A 16,416-nucleotide genomic window follows, 5' to 3' on the forward strand; every position below is an offset into this window, starting at 1 on the left:
TTTCTCCTGAAGTCCTGAAAGGGAGATTCGCGCAAATAGACAAGTCTTACCAAATAATTAATGATGTAATTCACAGAACATGTAAAATATAGGTATGAATTACAATGATATAACTTGTTTGGTGTCTGTAGGATTTGATGATATTACCAGTAGTCCCCATGCATAAAACAAGGCGGCAACCTGCCGCCTCTGTCAATCGTGAAAATTAGCGAAGTACTTACGTATGTTACCCACTAGAAATCATAGCGAAGACCAACGCCGATGAGGTGAGAGCTTAGATCTGACTCCAATGTGTTCTCTACTGAAACGCCGCTTTGGGCTGTTTTTTGCTTGATGTCAAAATCGGCTGTTTGAAAGTAAGTATAATCTGCAAAAAGGTGAGTGTTTTTATATGCTTCATAAGAAAGGCCGCCAGTGAGTTTCCATGCAAAAACATATTGATCTTCGATCTCGATTTGCCGTGTTTGACCCAAAAGCGCATTTGAGAGGATTGTTTTATCCATATCTGGCTTTGCAATGCCAATACCACCTCCCGCAAAGGCGGTCAGCTGATCGGTAAGAGCAAAATCAGCAAGGATGTTTGCCATTGTATATCTGGCAAAGATTTTTCCTCTCGAGCTGTAATCGATTGGAATGGTGTCACTGCTCATATCTTTGACCGAGTTGACAAGATATCCTAGTTCACCTTCAAGACGAAGATACTCATTCAACCTATATCCAAGGCTAGTGCTTGCTGACCATTCGCTTTTATAGTCAAAATCATAGTTATCAGTTGGCGCCCCCCCGATTGGATCAAAGGTGCTGCGAAGTGAAAATGCCTTTGCACCTTTGAGCGAGATGTACATACCACCATCTTGAGCGTGTGCGGAGGATGCTCCGGCAATTATTAATCCAACGCCTGCAAGAAGGGTGGAAATACACAGAACCTGTTTCACTTCGAATACTCCAGATATGAAAGTGTAAGCAGGGTGATGTTTAAGGAGTAAGATAATTGCCGTTCAGTAGGGCGTTTACTCTCTGTTAAGTAACGACGACCTGTAGGTGCAGTAATTAATTGCTAACCTTAAAATCAACCATTTAAATTTGATGTAATGATCAAAAATTATGGTTAAATTTACGTAAAATAATCTGATAATTAGCAGTTTTCATCTATCTTGGATTCCTTGGGTGTTGAGCCAAGGTACCAGATTATCCTGCAATAAACTCAAGTGTTTGGAGACCGCAAGTTCTTGAGATGCACGACAAAATATGACAATTCGTAAGAAAGTTAAGGCGGATCTCTCGAAGATACGCAAAAAAGTAGGTTTCCCGGGCAGCATGCGCGGCTTTATTTGAGCGTGAGTTGCTTCGGTGTTTTAAAGGGGCTTCCATGAAACTGCGTCATGCAACCAAATCTGATCTTCCCGTCATTCTGGGGATTCACAATGATGCAGTCAAAACTCTAGCTGCCATCTGGACCGATTCATTAGAGACTTTGGAAGATCGTAAGAACTGGTTTGAAAGCCGGATTGCTGGCGGATATCCGGTCATCGTAGCTGAAGACGACAACGGTGATGTGCTGGGTTACGGCAGCTATGGCCCGTTCCGTGAGAAGTCCGGCTATAGCAAAACCATGGAACATTCAGTTTATGTAACGCCGCAATCTCGTGGAAAAGGGGCAGGATCCGTACTGCTCGAGAAACTGGTTGAACTTGCATCGCAAGACCAATACCACGTCTTGGTTGGTGCCATCGACAGCGACAACAAAGGCTCAATCCGTCTGCACGAACGCTACGGTTTTAAAGTCACCGGAGAACTCCCACAAGTAGGCTTCAAATTCGGCCGCTGGCTGACCCTGACCCTGATGACACTCATCCTGAACAACGACAAAGCCCCAGCTGCCTGCATGCATGACGAATGAAAAAGGGAGCATCTTCGCTCCCTATATACATGTTCAATCATAGAAAAATGAATGGCGAATATCTTTAAGGCCAGGTGAAGTAGAAGGCCAAATTTTTGGCAACTTGCACATAGTAGGCGTTTTGGCCTGTTTTCTTATCAATTGAGCGACCTTCGTCATTTACATAAGTGAGATCTTTGAACAGGCTATCAGCGCTAGCATATTCTCCAACGTGAGTAATCGACGACATTCCTACGACATACTCTCCGTCAGGGTTGAGATAGACAATATAATCGGACTTTGTCTCAAACCCATAATCCGCCATATCTTCCATCTGGAGCGTGCCGTCTTGCATAGCTTTTTTTATCTCGATTGCAATGGGATCGCCGGTCTTTGCACTGGCATTGATTGCGCTCATAACCTCTCGGAAAACAACTTCACTATTCGGATCTGTCCAATCTTTGGATATATCAAAGAATTTCTGAATAGCTTTAGCCTTACGGTCTTGCTGCGATAGATATGACTGTATGACGTTGTCCATTGCGTCGAGATTAAGCCCAACAAGGACTTCAAAGATTTTGCTTATGGCTTTCTTCGCTGGGTCGTTGCTGTTTTCAGCCTCAGTTTTTGCATTTTGACTTTTCTGTCGAAGCTCGTTGTCTGGCGTAAATCGAACAATGTCTTGAAGCAGACCAATCGCAATTTCGTCCTGCGTCATAACTGGAGCAGGGTCATAATTTCCGGCAAAATTAGTAAATGAAAAGGATAAGCGAACGCCACTAACATCCATAATGAATACCTCTACAGAATATCAATAAATTGCTATTGAAATCAGCACGCTCACTGAAACAACAGACATCATATCTGTAGGTAGCAAAATCTAGCTCTTACATGAGCTGAGAAATAAGTAAACGTGTTTGCATGTAGTGTCAAATACTTGAGTTTATTTGATTTAACTATAATTTTAACGTTGTAAGGGTGTTGGGTGTATTTTAGTAGGTTGGGCGCTGTTTGCGTATTCATATGGAGCTTACTATGGATGATCATAATTCATCTATATCATGATGCGTTGATTATGAGTACTCTGTCAGTTGGCTGGCTCGAAGAATACCGATTTCTGCCGACACCGCTTGTCTAAAAAGTGCAAATCTGTACTGAGCAACCACTCATCTCCTAAGATGGTGGAGTAAAAGAACTCAGTAGTTTGCTTGCAAACGTGCCGGGGAATTCTCTACGGCCATGATGTGCATCACCGCTGCTAAGAGAGCACCACAAGCGGATATGAGCCTAGTATGACAACGCCGCCCCAGGCCTGTTGTATGGAATCGTGGGCCTTGTTGTACCTCAGCCTCTTTCAAAAGGCATGGACTAAACACCAGCACATGAAAGCAGTCACCGCCGAACAAACCAGAGATTGTTAGTTCGGTTACATCAGCAGGGCGCCAAACTTACTCGGTTCTCAAAACCGTCGTACAGCTGTTAGGCAAGTCAGCAACAGCAAGCGGAGGCTTAGGTTTGCGTGGTTTTGGTTTCTCGCCCGGCTTTGGCTTTTTAGGAACCCAGGGTGCATCAGAAAGCCAATAGGTCAGCTCTTTGCCGCAGCCATCACCAGCGGGTGGTACAGTTTGGTTCTTACATTGCGCGCTGCCTTCCGGGCAGGCCATCCGTACGTGGAAGTGATAGTGGTGTCCCCACCAAGGCCGTACTTTGCGCAACCAGTCGCGATCACCAGTCTCAAACTCACACAGTGCTTTCTTGATTGTTGGATTTACAAAGATGCGCGCCACACCATCGTCCTGGGCAGCGCGGCGGATTAGCTTTGCATGAGCATCTGTCCAGCGTTTCGGGTTGACGCGGCGGTCCGCCCCCGGTTTACTCAGGTTGCCGTTTAGCATAGAAATCGCGCTCTCTGCCTCACGCTGCTTGGCGCTGAAGCGTGTGTCTGGCATTTGTCGCAGCCAGATATCAGCATCCAATCCAATCTGATGAGAAGCATGACCTGTCAACATCGGGCCACCACGCGGCTGCGAAAGATCGCCAACCAGCAAGCCATTCCAGCCCAGATCGGGCGCATCAGCAGCCAGACGCTTCAGGAAATCAATGAGAACAGGATGCCCCCAATTGCGGTTACGAGACAGGCGCATGACCTGCCAGTTCTCACCGTCTTTGGGGATGGAGACAGCTCCTGCAACACAACCTCTTGCATAACTGCCAAAGGAGAGAGGCTTTGTTTTGGCAGGCGTTTTCTTGTGCCCGAAGTGATACTTGGCAGCTCCCGGAAATTCTGGCTGCTTTTTCAGGGCTTCGCGATAATCCTCAGCAGAGAGCAAAGGCTTTGTGTCAGGAAGAGGCACAGCATGGGCACCAGCAGAAAGCAGGCTCACAACAATTCCACCAGCCATAAAGGCAATCGTGCGCTGATGACCTCTCAACCCAAACATGATCCCTCCGATGGATCCACGGCTATAGCGTGAATCACTTTCACTATTCGTCCTAGTGGTTGTAGCAGGGGCGGAAGGATTGTGAAGCCTAAAAGCCAGGGCCATCCTGCCTTTCTTCCATAATATCTGCCAGTTTATCGAGTTCATCTCCGTGGCCGGAAAGGAGGTCATCTGCAATGCGGTTGAGCTGAAGCACCTCGCCCGGACGCACGCTATAAATGTCGCTGCCAAAGTGTGGAAGATCAGCGTTGAGGCGAATGTACTCAATCCCCGGCATGTCTTTAAACAACACGTCTGCATACTGTCCCGTGGAGGCCGTTTGCCCATGCATGTAGCTGGAGAGCAGGGGCGTACCTTCTTCTGGAGAAAGCCATCCACTGGTGCCCCAGTTCACTGCCTGATTAAAGCTATGCTTCTCTTCAACCGGATTACCTGAGCCAAGCGAGAGAATAATGATGTCTTTGGGTGCCCATCCATGACGGCGTGCCTCTGCATAGGCTGCAAGTACTGGGTCATTCAGGAAGCCGGCAGCGTCAATCATGATTTCTTCATCGCCGGTCGTCAGGTTCTCAACGCGGGCTGGTTCAAACCACGATGGGGAGGAGGTCGTGGCCCGCACAGCCTGCCAGAAATAATAGTCATCCCGCCCGGTTGTGTTGTTGCTCATGGAAACGACGCGGCGGTTTTTCAGGTCATACGCAGTCAGCAAAATAGCCGTCATACTGCAGGAAAGTGCACTCCAGCCAATATGCTGCTTGATGGCTTGTTCAATGGGACGCTCTTGAATGCCTTTATTGAATTGTCCGAAAGTATGGTAGAGGCGTCGAGGCAGCCAGTGCCTGCGGTTGTTCATGTAAAGCTCACGAGCTTCGATCTCAAAAAACTCTTGCAGCTCGCTGAGCGTCATCGCTGGCTGGCCGGATTTGTCACGGTCTGGGTTCGGTGCTGTCAGCCCGGCAGCAATCAGGCCGCCACTGGATGTTCCGCAGATCAAATCAAAGTATCGGCAAAGGGGAGCGGATTTTCCGCGCTCATATAATTTGGTCTCAAGGCCGCGCAGCAGTCGAATTGGAATAAGGCCGCGCGCTCCGCCACCGTCAATGGAAAGGATAATGCGTTTTCTTTTTTTCATAGACAAACCCGATACAGTGATCTTGTGTTTTAATTTGCTCTTATACGTATCGAGTTTGTCCAAAAATGAGGTGAAGAGATGGCACCTGTACCCGCAGAAATACAAGCACTTGCAATTGCAGTGAATTAAGGGTTAAGCCGCTTCACTCACAAGGGTGAGGGAGGCTGCAACCTTCGCAATTCTGCCACCAAGTGCTTTAGCTGTGTCCTTATCGGCTGTTGGCGGAACAACCTCCGGCCCTTCATCTGCATTGGCCTGTGCCATAACACCCAGCGTGCTGCCCAAACGGTTGAGGTCTTCCTCAGAGCCTTTGCTGCTGTTGTTGCCGGGCATAAGATCCAGCCCAACCCAAATCATGCCATGCTGCGCAGCAAACACACTCAGCTGTGTCAGTGTGCCAAGTTTATCGCCGCTGCGAGAAGCGGAAACCGTAAACGCTCCAGCGACTTTGTTCACCCAACCGCGCTCCATCCAAACTTTGGAACTGGCATCCATAAAGGCTTTGAACGGTGCACTCGCACTGCCCATATATGTCGGCGAACCAAAGATAAGGGCATCAGCCGCGGCCAGCTTGTCCCAGTTCACATCATCCAATGTGGCAACAGGCATCAGTTCAGCATCCGCACCCACATCCAAGGCACCCTGAAGCACGGCTTCCGCCAGCACCTGAGTGTGGCCATACCCACTATGATAAACGACGATGACCTTGCTCTGCACGCTCATTGCAACTTCCTTTTCCTGCACTGTGAGATCGACAGCCCCTGTCTATTCGGCTAAGTATCATTCGTCTAATGCATGTAAGGTATAATCATTATGCGTCAGGTGAATTTACGCAGTGTAGACCTGAACCTCCTCGTCGTTTTGGAGAAGCTGCTGGAAACGCGGCATGTATCTGTTGCTGCCACACAATTGCACATGAGCCAGCCTGCAGTGAGCCGTGCCTTGCAGCGTCTCCGCGATGCCCTGCAAGATCCCTTGTTGGTGCGCATTGCCGGAGATTATGAGTTGACGGAAAGAGCTATAGAGATCCAAAGGCTGCTCCCGTCCGCTCTGGCAACTATCAAGGATGTGATCGCTAAACCGGAGTTTGACCCCACAACTGCAGAAGAAACCATTCGTTTCTCTGGGCCGGAGTTGGAGTTGAATCTGTATGGCCCTCCACTTCTACGACGGATGAAGCGTGAAGCACCCGGCATGAAATTGGAGATGAAGAGCGACATCCGCAATCAGTTCGAACCGCTGGAAAATGGAAAAGCCCACTTCGTCTTGTCAGGCCAAACCCCAACCACAGCAACAAGCCAGCTTCACTGCTTTTCGCTGGGCCGCTTCAGCTACGTGTGTTTGATGAGCAGGAACCATCCACTTGCAGGCAAGCCCGTCTCATTGGAGGATTACCTCAGTCAGGACCATATCTCGGTCATGATCACCGGGGCGGGGCACAGCATAATTGATGAGAAACTGGCAGTGCTGGGCCACAAAAGAAACGTCGCTGTAAAAATCGGCAGTTTCTTCGCCGCCATGCATTTCTGTGGCCAATCCGACATGCTCTTTTTGGTGCCCTCCATTTTTGACACCCAAATCTACAACGGCCACAACACCGTTCCCTCTCCAGTGCCCGACTTCCTCAAGGACCACCACCAGGAATTCTTCCTCTACTGGCACGAACGCTACCACCACGACCCCATGATCAAATGGACCCGCAATCTGATGAAAGAGACCACAAAGCAATATAGGTCAGGTGAGTGAGGTAAGGTGCCTTGCTGCAACTTTAGCGGCCTGATGAAACATACGAAAAGTGGACAGGCGCTCATATTGACACGGAACAACAGGCCACTCTATCGTTACGAAAATTCCAATAGGCTGCCTGCCTCGATAGATAAGCTGTCAGCGACCTAGCAAATCTGAGAAAGCATCATTTCGTGAAGAAGAATATTCTGATTGTTGGTGGTACGTCTGGCGTGGGCCTTGAGCTTGCAAGGCACTACGTAGAAGAAGGTCATAGTGTTGGGCTGACCGGACGTCAAAATCCTGAACTTGAAGGGGCCACCTTTCATAGCCTATCGATAACGGATGATCCCGTTCAGTTAGCGCAAAATATTGATCAGGTGTTGGACGGCTTCAACAATGTTCATACGCTTATCTACGCTGCAGGTTTCCTTCAACGTGGGCATATTGACGAGCTTGCTGATGATCAACTCGGGACTATGGTCAATGTCGGCTTGCTGGCACCTATGATGTTGATACAGCGCCTGAAAAGAAGATCAGATCATCCTCTTAAGATCATGCTCATCACCTCCAGTTCGCAGTATACGCCGCGTGAGCTGGAACCAGCATATTGCGCGACCAAATCTGCTCTAGGAATGTTAGGCGCGTCACTCGTGCGTGACAAAGGTCTCGGCAAAGTTCTTGTCGCAGCACCGTCGGGAATTCAAACGCCATTCTGGGACGATACCGAGGAAGATACGGAGACGATGCTTGATTCGTCCTGGGTATCAGAACAAATTGTCGAGCTCTCCAGTGGTAGCTTCAAATATAAGTTTGCAAAACTGCTGAGAGACCCGGCACGTGTGGAGGTCGTTGAAACTTTGGATAATAATCTGGCAACAATCTAGACGGTTAGACAGCCTGCTAACGGGAGGAGCCTTGATGGAACACAACATGATCCTTGTTAAGCCTGACGCGTTTAATCAGGAAAGGTACGTTGAGGCCATCAGTGCTGACCTTTTAGAGGGCGGATATGAGATTGTTACAGCCAGATATAAACAGCTGAGCCCTAAGGAGTTTGAAGACTACTTTATTTGCAAGAATAGCCAGCATCAAGCATACATGACCAGTGGTCCAATCGCAGCAATACTCTATCGCGGGCATTCTGCTGTGGGCTTCGGAAGGAGCTATAAGTTCCAGTTCAGAAAACAGCATTCAACGGATAAGCTCAAAAACATTCTGCACTCGACAGAGCCGGGCAACGAATTTGCTGCTCAGTTCGAGTTGTTCTTCTCAAACCTAAATATCACCGATTTTCATCAGTTTGCTGATCAGGGTGTTTGTTTGGATGAGTTGAACGAGGTGCAGCCGCGTGAACTGCCAAATCTTGCCAGCTTCAATCTGATTGCGGCTAATAATGAAGAGGCGAGTTCGCCGCAGTTCAGCAGAATAGGTAGCCTGAAAAATTGCAGGTATGTTGGTTACCGCGAACGCATTCATACAAGCATTGAACTGTTGCGGTATCGAAGGAAAACAGATTTAGGCGCCGGAGACATGCCCGAGGTTAGGGTTCTGCTTTTGCATGATTTGCAAGAGTATTCGCAGCGTATCAGGCATTTGAAAGAGACGCATGAGGTGCAAGGAGTGGTGTGCTACAGGCCGAAGTTCACGCTTTTAGAAACGGAAACGCTACGCACCGCAATCTTGGAAAACAACCTGCTCTGTGTTGGTGGGAGCTTTGGTGAGGGATTGCCCGGTTCGATCAGAGCTTCGCAAGAGTTAGCCGACATGTTTGATGCTCACTTTGAGCGTAACTAAAGTCCTCGCCCCTTTGTTCACCTATCCATTCGAAACAAACTTCAGCCCCACGATTGCGGCGATGAGCATGGTTATGAAGAAGAGGCGGAGGAAGGTGGCTGGTTCTCCGAAGAGGAAGATGCCAAGGATGGCAATGCCGGAGGCGCCGATCCCTGTCCACACGGCATAGGCCGTGCCAAGCGGTATGGACACCATAGCTTTGGTCAGGAAGTAAAGTGACAGCAAGGCCGTGATGATGAAGGCTATCGTATAAAAAGGCTTGGTAAAGCCGTCAGATAGCTTGAGGCAGACGGCAAAGGTCATTTCAAACAGGCCAGCGATGATGAGCCAGATCCATGCCATTCAGTTGCCTCCAACGCAACGTTTACGGCGTAATCTCAGTGTCCCATCAAAGGAGCATCTTAGAGAATACGCGATGAAACAAAAGCTTATCACTGTTTGAGTGATCTGCTCGAAATTCAGTCACTTACATGAAACGCGGTTTAAGCTCTCAGTGTAAAGGGCTCTTACCTTGAGGTGGATGATTTTCTCCACCTTCCACCCATCGACGTGTCGCTTTTGCAATGCGGGCACCATAGGCAAAGGCTGTGTCTCTGTCTGATTGAGGGGGAGCCACTTCTGGTCCTTCATCCATATTGGCCTGCGCTGCCGCGCCATAATACACACCAAGGCGGTTGAGATCTTCGTTGCTGCCAAAGCTGTAGTTATTGCCCGGTGGCATGCCAAGACTTACCCAGATCATGCCATGCTGGGCTGCAAAGGTCGCCATTTGAAGGAATACGTTGTGTCGGTCACCGCTCATGGAACCTGATACGCTGAAACCACCGGCAATCTTGTTGATCCAGCCCTGCTTGTACCAAACGGTTGCAGACGCATCCATGAAGAATTTGAAGGGAGCGGCTACACCGCCCATGTAGGTCGGGCTTCCAAAAATGATGGCGTCAGCGGCTTCCAGCGCCTCCCAGTCTGTGTCCTCATAATCGCTGACAGGCACATAAGTAACCGTGGCACCGTTTTCACTTGCGCCACGAGCAACTGCATGCGCCAGCGCTTCGGTATGCCCGTTGGCAGAAAAAAAGGCGATTGCTACTAGAATGTCTTTTGACATGGACCGCTACTCTTCAAGCCTGTCAGAACTCCGGTCTATTTGGGGGCAAACGCCTTTCAGCTACTCTAAGATGACATGGGCAGATTTAGATGTGCTCGATTAAAATTCTTCAAGCACATCCCTGTTTGCCTAGGATTCCTTATAGGCTCCGCTGGAATAATGCAGCTCATAGGAGTGGCTGTAGATTTCCAGAATGTTGCCGAACGGGTCTTCCATGTAGATCATGCGATATGGCTTCTCACCCGGATAATAATAGCGAGGTTCTTTCATGCGGCGTTTACCTCCAGCAGCCTCAATCTTGGCAGCTAGACCTTCCACATCCGGGTCCTGAACACAGTAATGGAAGATACCGGTCTTCCAATATTCGAAGTTATTTTCCGGGGTCTCGTTCTGCGCAAACTCAAAAAGCTCCACACCAATGCCATCACTGGTGGAAAGATGAGCGATCTTGAAGCTCTTCCAGCCTTTACCAAACACGTCAGTACACATTTCACCAATCGGACTGTCATCTTCAACAATCTCGCTTGGTTCCATGATGATGTACCAACCCATCACATCACGATAGAACTTCACTGCGGCTTCAACATCCGGAACGGAAAGACCAATGTGAGAGAAACGTCTTGGATAAGGTGCGGACATAACAGACCTCGCTACGCTAAACATTACAGGCGGAATGCCTTGGATACGTTGGATGTAGCAACTCTGTGAGAAAACCAAAAATTATCAATTATTAGTTTTATGATAATTTAATGTTATGTATACTTGGGCCATGTTGAATTCTCAGTGGCTTAAGACCTTCGTTAAACTAACCGAAACTGGTCATTTCACCCAGACAGCCAACCAGCTTGGTATGACACAGCCGGGTGTAAGCCAGCACCTGAAAAAGCTCGAGCAGCAAATCGGTGCGCCGCTCATCACAAAAATCGGCAAGGGTTTTGAGTTGACGCGGGAAGGAGAGCTTCTGCTTGGCTTTGCATTGAAAGCAGAGAGGCAAGAAGCAGACCTTCGCGCCGCAATACAGCAAGACGATCCCAATACTGGTGAAGTCCGTATTGCGTGTTCCGGTTCCATGGCGCTCTACCTCTATCCCAAACTTCTCAAGCAACAGAGCATCCATCCCGGTTTACTGCTGAAAGTCGAAGTGGCCCCCAACCATCGCAGCCTCCAGCTGTTGCAAAGCAATGAGGTCGATCTCTGCATCGTTACTCAGCAGACTGTTCAGACCTCGCTTGTGCAACACCACATCGGCGATGAACCGCTTTGCCTTGTGGTGCCAGCCGATTTCGAGGGGAACCCATCGGTCTTCGCGGACCTGGAGTCGCTGGGCTTCATCAATCATCCGGATGGACTACACTATGCAGAGCGCCTGCTCACGCCAAATTTTCCAGAGATAAGTACTGTTTCTGCTGACCTTAGAACAACTGGTTACATCAACCAGCTCAGTCAGATCCTTGTGCCTGTTGCGCAAGGACTCGGATACACGGTTTTACCAGAAACCGCCGTTCGCAGTTTTGAGGCACAAGCGAACATCAAAATTGTGGAGCTGAAAGAACCCGTCAGTGACTCGCTCTATCTGACGGCTAAAAAGCATCGCTCTTTGGCAGCGCGTTATGACTGGTTCAGCAAAAAAATTGCAGAACTATGCGATCAAATGAGCAGCAGTTAGGCCCCCATCACAGAAGCCTAACCACAAAATCAGATTAGCGCTGGGCCAGTTCCGCCACAGCAGCAATCATGCGGTCCAGATCTTCAGGGCGAGACAGGCGGTGGTCGCCGTCTTTCACCAGCGTCAGCACCACATCGTCATGGGCCATGCCCTCAACAATACGCAGCGCATGCTGCCATGGCACTGCATCATCCTTCTGACCTTGCAAAATGATGGTCTTGCAATTGGTGATGATCGGCGCGCCAAGCAAAAGGTTTGTCCTGCCATCCTCGATCAGGTCGCGGGTGATGATGTATGGGCTGTCTTCATACTCAGATGGGCGCTCAAAGCGGCCTTTCTCCATGATCTCCTGCTTGACTTCATCGGTAAACTCATGCTTCCACATCAGCTCCTCGGTGAAATCCGGGGCAGGGGCAATCAGCACCATGCCGGAGAGGGTGCCCTCAAGTGTCTCGGAGGCGTCATGCAATGCTTTCGCCAGCAGCAGTGCCATCCAACCGCCCATAGAAGAGCCAACAACAATGGTCGGTCCTTTACAGAACTGCTTGAACACAGCAACGGCTTCTTCCAGCCAAAGAGAAATGGTGCCATCAACAAACTCACCGCCGGATTCGCCGTGACCGGAGTAATCCATACGTGTGCAGGTCAGGCCTTGCTTCTCAGTCCATTCACAAAGCACTTCGGCCTTGGTGCCCAGCATGTCGGATTTGAAACCGGAAAGCCACAGAACACCCGGTGCACCGCGTTCATCATGTCGCACTGCGATCTTCCGTGCACTGTCTCCTTTGCCAACGCTGATGAATTGCGGTAAGTCAGCACTCATTCATAACCTCCAAACATTTATCGGCTTATACTGGCCGGCAATTGTTCGGAAACCTGATTACAGAGCCTCCACAGTTGCCCGCCGGACATTTTGGCGAGCATAGTTGGATCACTCTCAAAAAACATAGAGAAATGTCCAAAGTGCCGACCATTTTGCAAATTGTCCCCGACCTTCAAACCGGCGGAGCCGAGCGCACCACAGTGGATGTCGCAGAGGCGATCGTCAACGAAGGCTGGAATAGCCTCGTGATTTCGCAGGGCGGACGCATGGTCCCCGAGTTGGAAGCAACAGGCGCGGTGCACTTTGAACTGCCAGTGAAGTCCAAGAACCCTTGGACCATGTGGCGAAATTCCTATTTGATTGAGCGTATCTGCCAGCAGAACAGGGTTGATCTGGTGCATGCCAGATCCCGTGCACCTGCATGGTCGGCATTGTGGGCGGCTCACCGTCTCAACATTCCTTATGTCACCACTTATCACGGCATCTATAAGGAAACGAACAAGTTCAAGGCGTTCTACAACTCCTCCATGACCCGCGCGGATATAGTGATCGCCAACTCTAGGTTCACAGCGGATCTGGTGGAAAAGCGTGACCCGCGCACCAAAGGCAAAACCTCGGTTATTTATCGCGGCCCGGATGTGGAATCCTTCAACCCCGACAACATCAGCGACGAGCGTATCACAGACTTACGTGCGCGCTGGGGCGTCTCTGACAGCCGCCGTGTGGTGATCAATCTTGCTCGCCTGACAGAGTGGAAAGGCCAGCGCGTGCTGATTGAAGCAACGCGCCAGCTGATTGAACGTGGCGGCTATGACGATGTACTTGTGGTTCTGGCAGGCGATGATCAGGGCCGCGAGGCCTACCGCCAGTCTTTGGAACTTCAGATTGCTGAATCGGACCTGACAGAACGCGTGCGCATCGTTGGCCACTGCTCAGATGTTCCGGCAGCCCTCGCTATCGCAGATGTTTCTGTCGTGGCCTCTATTGAGGCGGAAGCCTTTGGCCGTGCCGCAGTGGAAGCGCAGGCCGCTGGGGTGCCGATCATTGTCTCCAACATAGGTGCCGTTCCGGAAACGGTTCTTGTGCCACCTGTTGTGAAGGCTGAAGAGCGTACCGGCTGGCATTTTGAAAATGGCGATGCAGAAGAGCTTTGCGAGCTGATGGCGCAAGCCTTGGATATGAGCGCCGAAGATCGTGCCAAACTCACCAAACGGGCTCATGACCATGTGGAACGGTCTTTCACCAAGCAGGCTATGTGTGATGCCACACTAAACGTTTACCGCGAGCTGTTACCACCAGGAAGCTAACTGGTTGTAAATGTCGCGTCAGAACCTACAAAACTAGTGTTGACTTACGTGGCATTTTTCCTGATTCTAGCAATGCAGCGCAATTGATGTCCTTCCCACGCGTTTCTCGACTTGACGAAACAGTCGGAACCAGTCATTGAACTGTTATCAAATATTCGCAAGTTCGGCAGTCTAAAGAGGAGATACTCACATTCGCCGTCCGTTTCGCGCACCGCCACCCACTAAGGAAGGGCCGCGCACCAATAAAGAGATTCGCGTTCGCGAAGTGCAGCTGATCAACACCGAGGGTGACAACCTCGGCCCAACTCCAACCGAAGAAGCCCTCGCAATGGCGGTGGAACAAGGTTTGGATCTGGTCGAAATTGCTCCGAACAGTCAGCCACCTGTTTGTAAGATTCTGGACTATGGTCGCTATAAGTACCAAGCTCAGAAGAAAGCTGCAGAAGCACGCAAAAAACAGAAGATCGTTGAGATCAAAGAAATCAAAATGCGTCCGAACATCGACACTCATGATTATGAAGTGAAGATGCGGAACATGAAGCGCTTCTTTGAAGATGGTGATAAAGTGAAGGTGACACTTCGCTTCCGTGGCCGTGAAATGGCTCACCAGGATCTCGGCATGAAGTTGCTCCTGAAGGTTAAAGCAGAGACTGCGGACATCGCTAAAGTCGAGTCCCATCCGAAGCTTGAAGGCCGCCAGATGATGATGGTGCTCTCACCTATCGCTCGTTAATACGGGCAGGTTGAAGCGCTCCGGCTTTGTTTCCGTGTAGCTACTCAACCGTAGCCCCAGAGAATTTTGAGATTACCCGGCACATTGTGTCGGGTATTTTCGTTTGTAGCTGAGAGTGGAGGCCAGATGATGAATGATGAGATGAAACTGCATCACGAGCGCATGCAAGCGCTTGTTGCCTTCACTGCTTCCTCCTTTCAAACCTCGTATCCCTCTCCATTCGGTGGGGCGATTTATACCGCTGAAGGAAGGTTATTGGCTCAGGCCTACGACAGTGTGATCCGGGAGTGTGACCCGACCTGTCATGGAGAAGTCAATGCCATTCGGCAGGCGAGTAAAGTGCAGGGCTCTCGCTGGCTTGCAGGTTGCACCCTATACAGTACTTGCGAACCTTGCGCTATGTGTACCGCCGCAACCATATGGGCTGGAATCGACCAGATTGTCTTTGGTGCCTATACCAATGAGGACGCGACATGCTTCTGGCCTCAGGAAATGGACCTGAAGGCGCAGGATTTGATAGGTCATATGGTGCAACGCCCTCAGATTACGGTGATTGAAGGGGTTGAGCGTGAAGCCTGTAAGTCTCTTTTTTCGCAGTGGGAAAGCGTGATGCAAAGGCTTGGGATTGAAATCTCAAGCACTTCATGGCCTGGCAAACTTTTTTGACGAAAATTATTTGCCGTATAGGCTATTTCATTCGATCAAAATGCGGCTTAGCCTGATTCAATATGTTTTGAAATTGGGCGATGATAATGCGACAGGTCATTTTCTTAATTAGCTTTAGTCTTGCGCTTGCCTATGGAGTGTATTTTTGCTGGCAAGACCCGTCACTACTGAAAACCGTTGTGAAAACAACTGCTCTCGGAGTTATCGCTCTTTGGGCTTTTGTAACGCAAGCTCCGCTATTGCTTGCATTGGCCCTGACGACGTCCTCAGTAGGAGATGCAGCTCTGGCTGTGCCGGGTGAAATTCGGTTCCTTGTTGGGCTTTGCAGTTTTGCGATCGCACATGTTTTTTATATCGTCTTGTTCTCTCGAAAAATCAGGCATTTCGATTCCAGGATATTCGTATTGTCAGGAGCTGCTCTCTCAGTTCTGGTGCTTTCGACCGGTTGGTGGTTGCTTCCCTATACCGGTGATCTGATGATTCCAGTTGCGATCTATATTATTTTGATAGCAACTATGGGAGGAATGGCAGCACAGGTTGGTGGCTGGGTTTTGGTAGGCGCTTTCGCCTTCATGATGTCTGACACTTTGCTAGCAATCCAACTCTTCCGTCTGGACGACATCAGCCCTCTCCAGCTACCGGTTTCGGTGGCACTTTGGACACTATATTATTGTGGTCAGATGTTGATATTCTTGGCTATCACCAGACACAGGGTTTCAGTCAGCAAGTTCTCTTGAAATCTGCTTGCATTCCCATGCTGGCAGTTTTATAAGGCCTCGTTCAAAGTCGCCCGGCTGTAGTTTGCCTCCTAGGTATTTATAGGAAATCAGGCAGAAATTACAGGGCATGCCGTGGCGGCTTCTGATGCATCCATTGCAAATTTTTGATCAGTTTACTGATCATCACAAGAAAGGACGCAAAATGCCCAAGTTGAAGACGAAGTCTGGAGCTAAAAAACGCTTCAAGCTGACCGCGACTGGCAAAGTTAAGTGTGGCCAGGCTGGCAAACGCCACGGCATGATTAAACGCACGACTAAGTTCATCCGTAACGCACGTGGTACAACCACTCTGTGCGATGCAGATGCACGTATCGTGAAAAAATATCTGCCTTACGGCTAAGCCTTAAAACCTGACACTAG

At 49.6% G+C, this 16,416-nt stretch carries 19 protein-coding genes; 10 read left to right on the plus strand and 9 right to left on the minus strand.

Translation table 11 applies throughout. The annotated features are described in order from the left end of the window. Positions 1–233 precede the first annotated feature (233 nt). Positions 234–935, minus strand: coding sequence for an outer membrane beta-barrel protein (locus PsAD26_RS04670; protein WP_193758251.1), 702 nt, complete (start codon positions 933–935; stop codon positions 234–236). Between the two features lie 434 nt (positions 936–1,369). Between PsAD26_RS04670 and PsAD26_RS04675 the strand changes: the two genes are divergently transcribed. Next, positions 1,370–1,900, plus strand: a complete 531-nt coding sequence (locus tag PsAD26_RS04675; protein WP_063309478.1) for a GNAT family N-acetyltransferase — start codon at positions 1,370–1,372, stop codon at positions 1,898–1,900. A gap of 64 nt (positions 1,901–1,964) precedes the next feature. Here PsAD26_RS04675 and PsAD26_RS04680 read toward each other — a convergent pair whose 3' ends face one another. The 4 genes from PsAD26_RS04680 to PsAD26_RS04695 form a co-directional block, all read right to left on the minus strand. Next, the gene (locus PsAD26_RS04680; protein WP_063309479.1) at positions 1,965–2,669 is read right to left on the minus strand and encodes a hypothetical protein; all 705 of its coding nucleotides are present in this window, start codon (positions 2,667–2,669) and stop codon (positions 1,965–1,967) included. Positions 2,670–3,327: 658 nt separating this feature from the next. Further along, positions 3,328–4,320 carry a penicillin-insensitive murein endopeptidase gene (mepA, locus tag PsAD26_RS04685; RefSeq protein ID WP_084403575.1) on the minus strand — a complete coding sequence of 331 codons (993 nt, stop codon included), beginning with the start codon at positions 4,318–4,320 and terminating at the stop codon, positions 3,328–3,330. Positions 4,321–4,408: 88 nt separating this feature from the next. After that, complete coding sequence (locus PsAD26_RS04690) at positions 4,409–5,452, minus strand: patatin-like phospholipase family protein (protein WP_063291314.1); 1,044 nt, start codon at positions 5,450–5,452, stop codon at positions 4,409–4,411. 132 nt (positions 5,453–5,584) lie between these two features. Further along, positions 5,585–6,175, minus strand: coding sequence for a flavodoxin family protein (locus tag PsAD26_RS04695; protein WP_063309537.1), 591 nt, complete (start codon positions 6,173–6,175; stop codon positions 5,585–5,587). 90 nt (positions 6,176–6,265) lie between these two features. Here PsAD26_RS04695 and PsAD26_RS04700 point away from each other — a divergent pair, with 90 nt between their 5' ends. The 3 genes from PsAD26_RS04700 to PsAD26_RS04710 all read left to right on the plus strand — a co-directional run bounded on the left by PsAD26_RS04700 (position 6,266) and on the right by PsAD26_RS04710 (position 8,974). Then, the gene (locus tag PsAD26_RS04700) at positions 6,266–7,198 is read left to right on the plus strand and encodes a LysR family transcriptional regulator (protein WP_063309480.1); all 933 of its coding nucleotides are present in this window, start codon (positions 6,266–6,268) and stop codon (positions 7,196–7,198) included. Positions 7,199–7,371: 173 nt separating this feature from the next. After that, a complete protein-coding gene (locus PsAD26_RS04705; protein ID WP_063309481.1) occupies positions 7,372–8,064 on the plus strand; it encodes an SDR family oxidoreductase in 693 nt (230 codons plus the stop codon). A gap of 34 nt (positions 8,065–8,098) precedes the next feature. Then, complete coding sequence (locus PsAD26_RS04710; protein WP_063309482.1) at positions 8,099–8,974, plus strand: nucleoside-diphosphate kinase; 876 nt, start codon at positions 8,099–8,101, stop codon at positions 8,972–8,974. 21 nt (positions 8,975–8,995) lie between these two features. On the opposite strand, the gene PsAD26_RS04715 is transcribed toward PsAD26_RS04710, so the two are convergent. The 3 genes from PsAD26_RS04715 to PsAD26_RS04725 all read right to left on the minus strand — a co-directional run bounded on the left by PsAD26_RS04715 (position 8,996) and on the right by PsAD26_RS04725 (position 10,721). Continuing rightward, on the minus strand, positions 8,996–9,316 hold the full coding sequence (locus PsAD26_RS04715) for a multidrug efflux SMR transporter (RefSeq protein ID WP_063309483.1): 321 nt from the start codon (positions 9,314–9,316) through the stop codon (positions 8,996–8,998). A 148-nt stretch (positions 9,317–9,464) separates the two neighbouring features. Next, entirely contained in the window at positions 9,465–10,082 is a 618-nt protein-coding gene (locus PsAD26_RS04720; protein WP_063309484.1) for a flavodoxin family protein, read from the minus strand. A gap of 129 nt (positions 10,083–10,211) precedes the next feature. After that, a complete protein-coding gene (locus PsAD26_RS04725; protein WP_063286729.1) occupies positions 10,212–10,721 on the minus strand; it encodes a lactoylglutathione lyase family protein in 510 nt (169 codons plus the stop codon). 130 nt (positions 10,722–10,851) lie between these two features. Between PsAD26_RS04725 and PsAD26_RS04730 the strand changes: the two genes are divergently transcribed. Then, a complete protein-coding gene (locus PsAD26_RS04730; protein WP_208985515.1) occupies positions 10,852–11,748 on the plus strand; it encodes a LysR family transcriptional regulator in 897 nt (298 codons plus the stop codon). A gap of 34 nt (positions 11,749–11,782) precedes the next feature. On the opposite strand, the gene PsAD26_RS04735 is transcribed toward PsAD26_RS04730, so the two are convergent. Further along, positions 11,783–12,571 (minus strand): alpha/beta hydrolase, encoded by a 789-nt coding sequence (locus PsAD26_RS04735; RefSeq protein WP_063309486.1) that lies wholly within the window; start codon positions 12,569–12,571, stop codon positions 11,783–11,785. 131 nt (positions 12,572–12,702) lie between these two features. On the opposite strand from PsAD26_RS04735, the gene PsAD26_RS04740 reads away from it, so the two are divergent. The 5 genes from PsAD26_RS04740 (at position 12,703) to rpmI (ending at position 16,396) form a co-directional block, all read left to right on the plus strand. Beyond that, complete coding sequence (locus PsAD26_RS04740) at positions 12,703–13,878, plus strand: glycosyltransferase family 4 protein (protein ID WP_063309487.1); 1,176 nt, start codon at positions 12,703–12,705, stop codon at positions 13,876–13,878. 190 nt (positions 13,879–14,068) lie between these two features. Next, a complete protein-coding gene (infC, locus tag PsAD26_RS04745; RefSeq protein ID WP_082596985.1) occupies positions 14,069–14,611 on the plus strand; it encodes a translation initiation factor IF-3 in 543 nt (180 codons plus the stop codon). 126 nt (positions 14,612–14,737) lie between these two features. Then, positions 14,738–15,277: a nucleoside deaminase gene (locus tag PsAD26_RS04750; RefSeq protein WP_063309488.1), complete on the plus strand. Its 540-nt coding sequence runs from the start codon at positions 14,738–14,740 to the stop codon at positions 15,275–15,277. 86 nt (positions 15,278–15,363) lie between these two features. Further along, positions 15,364–16,014: a lysoplasmalogenase gene (locus PsAD26_RS04755; RefSeq protein WP_193758252.1), complete on the plus strand. Its 651-nt coding sequence runs from the start codon at positions 15,364–15,366 to the stop codon at positions 16,012–16,014. A 184-nt stretch (positions 16,015–16,198) separates the two neighbouring features. Then, positions 16,199–16,396, plus strand: a complete 198-nt coding sequence (gene rpmI, locus PsAD26_RS04760) for a 50S ribosomal protein L35 (protein WP_057464257.1) — start codon at positions 16,199–16,201, stop codon at positions 16,394–16,396. The last annotated feature ends 20 nt before the right edge of the window (positions 16,397–16,416 follow it).

It is taken from the genome of Pseudovibrio sp. Ad26 (assembly GCF_001623285.1).
GTDB lineage: Bacteria > Pseudomonadota > Alphaproteobacteria > Rhizobiales > Stappiaceae > Pseudovibrio > Pseudovibrio ascidiaceicola.